Source organism: Alkalinema pantanalense CENA528 (assembly GCF_050753345.1).
GTDB lineage: Bacteria > Cyanobacteriota > Cyanobacteriia > Leptolyngbyales > Leptolyngbyaceae > Alkalinema > Alkalinema pantanalense.
The window spans coordinates 91775-98470 of sequence record NZ_JBLZFX010000010.1 but is presented as its reverse complement, the minus strand read 5'-3'; the positions used below and the strand labels follow the sequence as shown (position 1 = coordinate 98470).

Sequence of the window (6696 nt, the reverse complement as noted above, 5' to 3'; positions counted from 1 at the left end):
GGCTTGGTACACTGAACGTAATCAATTGCAAAAGGCAGTAGATTGGCAGTTTACTACTGCCGATGCTCGGATTCGACTGAAGCGCCTCTATCCACAAATTGAAAACTGACAGTCCACTAGGGCGAGGGAGCAGTTGTCCCTACGATTGATTCAGATTGATGCATGCAGCCTGCTTTCAACAATTAATCTCAATCAACTCACCCACCCCAGGGGAGTTAGGTCAATGGTTCGATCGAACTGAGTCGTCCTTCTACGGGTGCGATCCATTGAGCAAATTCTGTTGTGAAGGTTCCGGCTAGGATCGATTGCCGAATCCGTTGGGTAAAGCGCACGAGCTCCGTAATGTTATGAATCGAAAGTAAGGTGTAGGCTAGGAGTTCCTGTGATCGTAACAGGTGACTGATGTAGGCTCGACTAAAGTTTTGGCAAGCATAGCAGGAGCAGGTCTCATCCAACGGACGGAAGTCTTTCCGGAATTTCGCATTTTTCAAATTCCAGCGCTCGCCGCCCACCAAAGCACAACCATGGCGCGCTAGCCGGGTGGGAATCACACAGTCAAACACATCCACCCCCGCCGCGATCGCCCGTGCCATTTCGCGATAACTGCCGACGCCCATGAGATAGCGCAATTTATTCTGCGGCAGCAGGGGAGCCGTATGTTGTACCACTTGATCGATTACGTCCGGGGCTTCTCCCACGCTGACCCCACCGATCGCGTATCCCGGCAAATTTAAGTCCACCAATTGCCGCGCAGCCTCTGCCCGCAGATCCAGAAATTCACCGCCCTGCACAATGCCAAACAACGCCTGATCTTCCTTACGGCTATGGGCTGCAACACAACGTTTGAGCCATTCATAGGTGCGTTCCATGGCTTTTTCCACCGTGTCCCGTCCGACTCCGGGAGGCGCACATTCATCAAAGGCCATAATCACATCTGCGCCAAGGGTATTTTGAATGGCGATCGATTTCTCAGGCGTCAAGTGAATTAAGGAACCATCACGGGGCGATCGGAACGTTACACCGTCATCGTTAATCTGATTAATTTCGCTGAGGCTAAACACCTGGAAACCCCCAGAGTCCGTCAGCATCGGGCCAGACCAACCCATAAACTTATGCAATCCTCCTGCCATTTGCACAATGTCTTCACCGGGTTGTAGATGCAAATGGTAAGTGTTCGATAAAACCATTTGTGCACCTGTGTCTTGAAGCTGTGCAGGTGTGACGGTTTTCACGTTGGCCAATGTTCCCACGGGCATAAACCGAGGCGTTTCCACAACCCCATGGGGTGTTTGGAAAACCCCTGCACGGGCGTTGGTTTGGGAGCAAGTGGCTTGGACTTCAAAGGTAAAAGACATAGGGTTAGGCAGTCAGAAAGGAATGAAAGGGATGGGAGAATTTGCTACCGATCGCCATCTCGATTGATCCCAGATTCAGTAAGGGGAATGGCAATCCCGTAGTCGGGTTTTGTTAGGTAGCATGAACACTAGGTAACAGGAAGGCACTGCACCAAAGGAATTTGATCATAGATTTCTTGATTTTCTTCTTGAGCTTGACGCAGGTCATACTGTGCTTGCAAGTTTAACCAGAACTGAGGACTATTCCCAAAATAGCGAGATAGCCGCCAAGCTGTATCTGCGGTAATGCTACGTTTCTCAGCCAAAATTTCGCTAATACGGGTTTGAGCAACTCCAATGTCTTTGCTGAGACGATAGGGCGTAATCTCTAGGGGTTCTAGAAATTCCGATTTCAAAATTTCACCGGGATGAATGTTGGGAAGGCGATCATGATTCATAATCTGGCTGTTTACACTCACTTTATTAAGATCTAAACCATTAGAATCTAATCTTTCTAAAACCTCTCTTTTCAGTGGTAATCAACAATCTCAACTTGATCGGCATTATTCTCGTTCGTCCAAGTAAAGCATATTCGCCACTGATCGTTTATGCGGATACTGTATTGTCCCTTGCGATCTCCCACAAGTTTTTCTAAATGATTTCCAGGAGGAATTCGTAAGTCATTGATCGAAGTTGCAGCATCTAACAATAAGAGTTTCCGTAAAGCAAGCCGTTGAATATTGGGTGGGTAATAGCTAGAGACAAAACCGTCAAAGATCCGTTTTGTCTCTTTAGATTTGAAATTGATGATCACAACTTAATGGTATCGCGCAACGTTACTATCGTCAAACAGTAATATCCTAAGCGAAGCTTGACAATCTGAGATGAGCCAGCCCTTCATCATCTCGCTCGCTGGGTTCCGGAAGTGATTAACGGACATCGTAGCCAAAGAGGTTGGGGTTTGCTTCCGTTAGCTTGATGTCGGCTAAACCGTATTCTGCCCAGCGTTGGGTGACTAACTCCGCTGTAGCTGGATCGGGTTGCAACGCCTCGCCCCAAGGCCGATCTGTTTCCGGGTAAATCTTCGTGGTGGCGTCGATGCCCATTTTGCTGCCGAGGCCACTGCGCTCCGTGGCGAAGTCCAACGAGTCAAAGGGATTATCCGGCAGAATAAACACATCCCGCGCCGCATCCACCTTGGAAGTCACCGCCCAGACCACAGCACGGGGATCCCGAATGTTAATATCTTTATCCACCACAATCACAAATTTGGTATAGCTGAATTGCGGTAGAGCGCTCCAAAAGGCCAAAGCTGCCCGCCGTGCTTGACCGGGATAGGCTTTGTCGATCGCAATCACCGCAGCCTTATAGGACAACGCTTCCATGGGGAGGAAGAAATCAACAATTTCCGGAACCTGTTGCCGCAGGATGGGCGTGTAGATGCGATTCAGAGCGATCGCCATCATGGCATCTTCCTTGGGAGGCCGACCGCTGAAGGTGGTGAGATAAATGGGATTTTTGCGGTGGGTCATGCAGTGGAAATGCAATAACGGCGCATCTTCCTTGACGGGGCCGTAGTAACCCATGTGATCCCCCGCTGGGCCATCGATCGCCACTTCTCCAGGGGTGATCGTGCCTTCCAGAACAAATTCCGAATCCGCAGGCACTTCCAAATCTACCGTTTTACACTTGGCCAAGTGAATCCCAGAACCGCCATACAGTCCCGCAAAGAGCCATTCCGACAGATCGATCGGCAAGGGCGTAGCCGCCGCCATAATCACGATCGGATCAACCCCGATGGCGATCGCGACTTCTAATTTTTCGCCCCGTTCTGCGGCCTTGCGGAGGTGGCGGGTGGCACCGCGCACGGATAGCCATTGCACGGTCATGGTGTTTTTAGATTGCAATTGCAGGCGATAGACACCCACGTTGGGAATTTTGGTTTCTGGGTCTTTGGTGATCATCAAGCCCAGGGTGACGACTTTACCCGCATCACCGGGATAGACCTTAAGCAGGGGTAATTTCGTGAGGTCCACTTCCTCATCTTTCAACACCACCTGTTGGCAGGCAGGGAAGAGATCCCGATCGGGTTTGGCCTTGAGAACATCAAACAGAACCTTACCCAGATCGATCGCCTGCTTAATTTTTTTAGGGGGGCGGGGCTGGTAAAGAATCGCTAGTTTTTTACCCAGGTCTTCCAGCTCGCTGACGGATTCCATGTTCATCGCCCAGACGATGCGTTCCACCGTCCCCATGAGGTTAACCGCAACAGGATGATCGGCCCCTTTGACGTTTTCAAACAAGAGCGCAGGCCCACCACACTGGAGCATCCGTTGGGCAATTTCGGCAATTTCCAAGTCTGGATCAACGGGGGCCGTGATGCGCCGTAGTTGACCGCGATCCTCCAATTGTTTGATAAATCCCCGCAAGTCCCGTGGCATGGTTAAGCTTTGTAAAAGACCTTTTTGATCCTACACTGGGAATGCTTCAGTGGGGCGGGATTTGTAGGGTGAGAGCAGGATTGTTGGCACCAGTCCCCCCCGCAGGAGCGATTTCGACCATCTGTTGAAGATAGCCAGCAGGAGCGCTGAGACGTTGCACTGGCGATCGCGTCTGCGGCTTGGGGATATCATGCTAGGTCTGCACTCTATCCACCGCCCCACTCACCCATCCCCTGGGAATTTTATTTGTACACTGTTCCCCTAGCGCAAACAGATTGATAGATTTCCATTAGCTGTTGATAATTCTTTTCTGCTGTATAGTTCTGTTCAAACTGTTGGCGTGCCTGTTGGCGCATGTGTTGCAATTGCTGCGGTTGGGATAATAATCGATCGACGGTTGCAGCCAAACTTGAACTATCCCCCGCTTGAAAATGGAATCCTGTTTGTTCAGGGATAACTAATTCTGCGATCGCCCCTAAATTGGACACTAGCACCGGCGTGCCTTTAGCATAGGCTTCGACCACAACTCGACCAAAGGTTTCATACCAGAGGGAAGGCACGACTAAAAATATCGCCTCACCCAGCAAGTCATAAACTTCAGGTAAAGGTTTACGACCTAAATATTCAATCTTGGGCGATCGTTGCGCGGCTTGTTGAACCAAGGGAAGCAATGGCCCATCTCCAACAATCTTCAGTGGGCAAGGGATTTGTAACTTCTCCCAAGCTTCTAAGAGGGTTTCTAAGCCTTTTTCTGGAGATAGTCGGCCCACGAACAGACCGTAGCCGCCCGTTCCACTACCCACACCCGGATCAAAATCAACAAAATTGGGTTTCACCGAAATCTTATCCGCCGGTAACCCACCCTCAATAAACTTTTGGCGAGCAAATTCAGTCAGGGCAATGTAGCGATCGACTAACTGCGTCCAAGTTTTGAGTTGATTATGCAAGGTCAACATCGCGGTCACTGCTGCACTAGCCGTGCGACTATCGCGATAGCACCCATATTTCACCCCTGGCCAAGGCACAGCTTTTCCCAAACAATCTTCACAGACCGTCTGATTGCGAAACATCAAAGCACTGGGGCAGAGCAATCGGTAATTATGCAAGGTTTGCACCACCGGAATTCCCAGCGATCGGGCTGCATAATAAACCGAGGGGGAAATCAGCGGAAAAAAATTGTGGACATGAATCAGGTCAAACTGCCCCTGATTTAACTGGTTTCTCAACTGCTGATAGGCTTCCTGTGACCAGAGGGTCTTAATCGCACTCTTAACGGTTCCCAGTTCCGCAACTCGCTGGTTGAAATCTTCATAGAGTTCGACGGTGTGCCCTTGTTGCTCTAACAATTGTTTCTCAGCATCACAAACTTCGTCCTCTCCGCCACGAATCTGATAGCGACTATGAATGCTGAGAATTCGCATAAATGAATCTCGTTAAAGCGTTCCTATACCGTAGCAAACCAACTAAGCGTTCCTACATAGAATTATGAATCACAATTACGAGGCTGGAGAATTCGAGTAGTCTCGCAGCCCACATCTATCGATTTAGTTAATTGCGCGATCGTATTGGGTCACGTAATCGTATTGGGTCACGTAATCGTAACCTCGTGACTATTTACGATTCCCCGAGGTCAGTTGCTCTAAGGGCGATTGAGATTCCACAAAGGCCGAACCTTCAACAAGTTCTACAGAATGGCCGGGATGACGAGCCGTCTGCCAAAGTTGCTTCGCAGCCATCCAGAGAAAGGGTGGAATCGTACGGTAGTAACGCTTCCAAAGACGGCGAGGTTCCTGCACAAGCCGATAGAGCCACTCTAAACCGATTTCCCGAATAACCCTAGGAGCCCGTTTGTGCAAGCCTGCATAAACAGGAAAAACACCGCCAATACCAACCATGACAGCTTGAATGTCCTCACGATGCTGAGCCATCCAAAGTTCCTGCTTGGGACAGCCCAAAGAAACGAAGACAATACCCGCACGGCTATCTTGAATCTTTTTCAGAACCGGGGCTTCTTGTTCCGGGGGTAGCGGAATCGAACCAAAGGGCAGAGGCTCCATGCCCGCAACTATGAGATTGGGAAAATCACGCTTGAGATGACGACGCATTTTTGCCAACGTCAGTTGATCGGAGCCCGCAAAAAAAACAGGTAACCCTTCCCGTTCAGCTTGCTGACAAACGGCTAGCATAATGTCTAACCCTGCAACTCGATCCTGCGCGGCTCCTGTGAGGAGGCGTAACATCCACACTAAGGGCATACCATCGGGGGTCACCAAATCAGCGGTTTCTAAAACTGAGGCTAACCGGGAATCCCACGACGCTTCAGTCAGCATATGTACATTTGCAACACACACAACTTTGCTCAAATGGGCGCGGCCCCATTTCAGAATCCAGTTGATTTGGGCTTCAAACGGCAGGGCCGTAACCGGTACGCCAATTACATTTTGAGTTTCGATCGAATTATCTAGCATTTATAGAACCCCATCCTTCACAGCCCTAACCCCGTTTTTCACCCTATCCGTGAATCTTCTGATTCGAGATCACTTCTTCAGGCAGGGAGACTTCGTCGTTACTTACAACGGAGACTGGCAACTTCAGCATTTCAGTGTCCTATCCCGAAAAACTTTAGATAATGATTTCAAGATAAAAATAAAATCTGAAAATCTACAGTTGCAGCCCGTAATAACCCTTAGCTCTTAGATCTAGGAAAATATGCAACTCATTAAAGTCAACGAAGCAACTTTAAAATCTTCAATGTCAGAAGCACCTGATAGTGGTTATCGTAGCGTACTCCCACTGAGTCGTCTGTAAAGCTTGAATAAACTCTCTAGGGACATAACCCCGATCGAACCCCTAATTTACATTCACTAGAGGGTTGTCATTTTAAGCACAAGTATTTCCCGATCAGGCTTCTAGGAATATAA

General features: G+C 49.3%; 6 protein-coding genes. All 6 read right to left on the bottom strand.

Translation table 11 applies throughout. The features are described from left to right. Positions 1 to 215: 215 nt before the first annotated feature. Complete coding sequence (gene tgt, locus ACN4EG_RS05610; RefSeq protein ID WP_431628287.1) at positions 216 to 1355, bottom strand: tRNA guanosine(34) transglycosylase Tgt; 1140 nt, start codon at positions 1353 to 1355, stop codon at positions 216 to 218. A 128-nt stretch (positions 1356 to 1483) separates the two neighbouring features. After that, on the bottom strand, positions 1484 to 1792 hold the full coding sequence (locus ACN4EG_RS05605) for a HigA family addiction module antitoxin (protein WP_431628286.1): 309 nt from the start codon (positions 1790 to 1792) through the stop codon (positions 1484 to 1486). Between the two features lie 71 nt (positions 1793 to 1863). Continuing rightward, entirely contained in the window at positions 1864 to 2148 is a 285-nt protein-coding gene (locus ACN4EG_RS05600) for a type II toxin-antitoxin system RelE/ParE family toxin (protein ID WP_431628285.1), read from the bottom strand. Positions 2149 to 2263: 115 nt separating this feature from the next. Then, positions 2264 to 3775 carry a UbiD family decarboxylase gene (locus ACN4EG_RS05595; RefSeq protein WP_431628284.1) on the bottom strand — a complete coding sequence of 504 codons (1512 nt, stop codon included), beginning with the start codon at positions 3773 to 3775 and terminating at the stop codon, positions 2264 to 2266. A 242-nt stretch (positions 3776 to 4017) separates the two neighbouring features. Further along, complete coding sequence (locus ACN4EG_RS05590; RefSeq protein ID WP_431628283.1) at positions 4018 to 5196, bottom strand: glycosyltransferase family 4 protein; 1179 nt, start codon at positions 5194 to 5196, stop codon at positions 4018 to 4020. A 189-nt stretch (positions 5197 to 5385) separates the two neighbouring features. Then, positions 5386 to 6243 (bottom strand): WecB/TagA/CpsF family glycosyltransferase, encoded by an 858-nt coding sequence (locus ACN4EG_RS05585; protein ID WP_431628282.1) that lies wholly within the window; start codon positions 6241 to 6243, stop codon positions 5386 to 5388. Positions 6244 to 6696: the final 453 nt, after the last annotated feature.

What these genes read in the sequence shown, in the direction of transcription:
- tgt (WP_431628287.1), bottom strand. Translation starts at nt 1,355, where the DNA reads ATGTCTTTTACCTTTGAAGTCCAAGCCACTTGCTCCCAAACCAACGCC.
- ACN4EG_RS05605 (WP_431628286.1), bottom strand. Translation starts at nt 1,792, where the DNA reads ATGAATCATGATCGCCTTCCCAACATTCATCCCGGTGAAATTTTGAAA.
- ACN4EG_RS05595 (WP_431628284.1), bottom strand. Translation starts at nt 3,775, where the DNA reads ATGCCACGGGACTTGCGGGGATTTATCAAACAATTGGAGGATCGCGGT.
- ACN4EG_RS05590 (WP_431628283.1), bottom strand. Translation starts at nt 5,196, where the DNA reads ATGCGAATTCTCAGCATTCATAGTCGCTATCAGATTCGTGGCGGAGAG.
- ACN4EG_RS05585 (WP_431628282.1), bottom strand. Translation starts at nt 6,243, where the DNA reads ATGCTAGATAATTCGATCGAAACTCAAAATGTAATTGGCGTACCGGTT.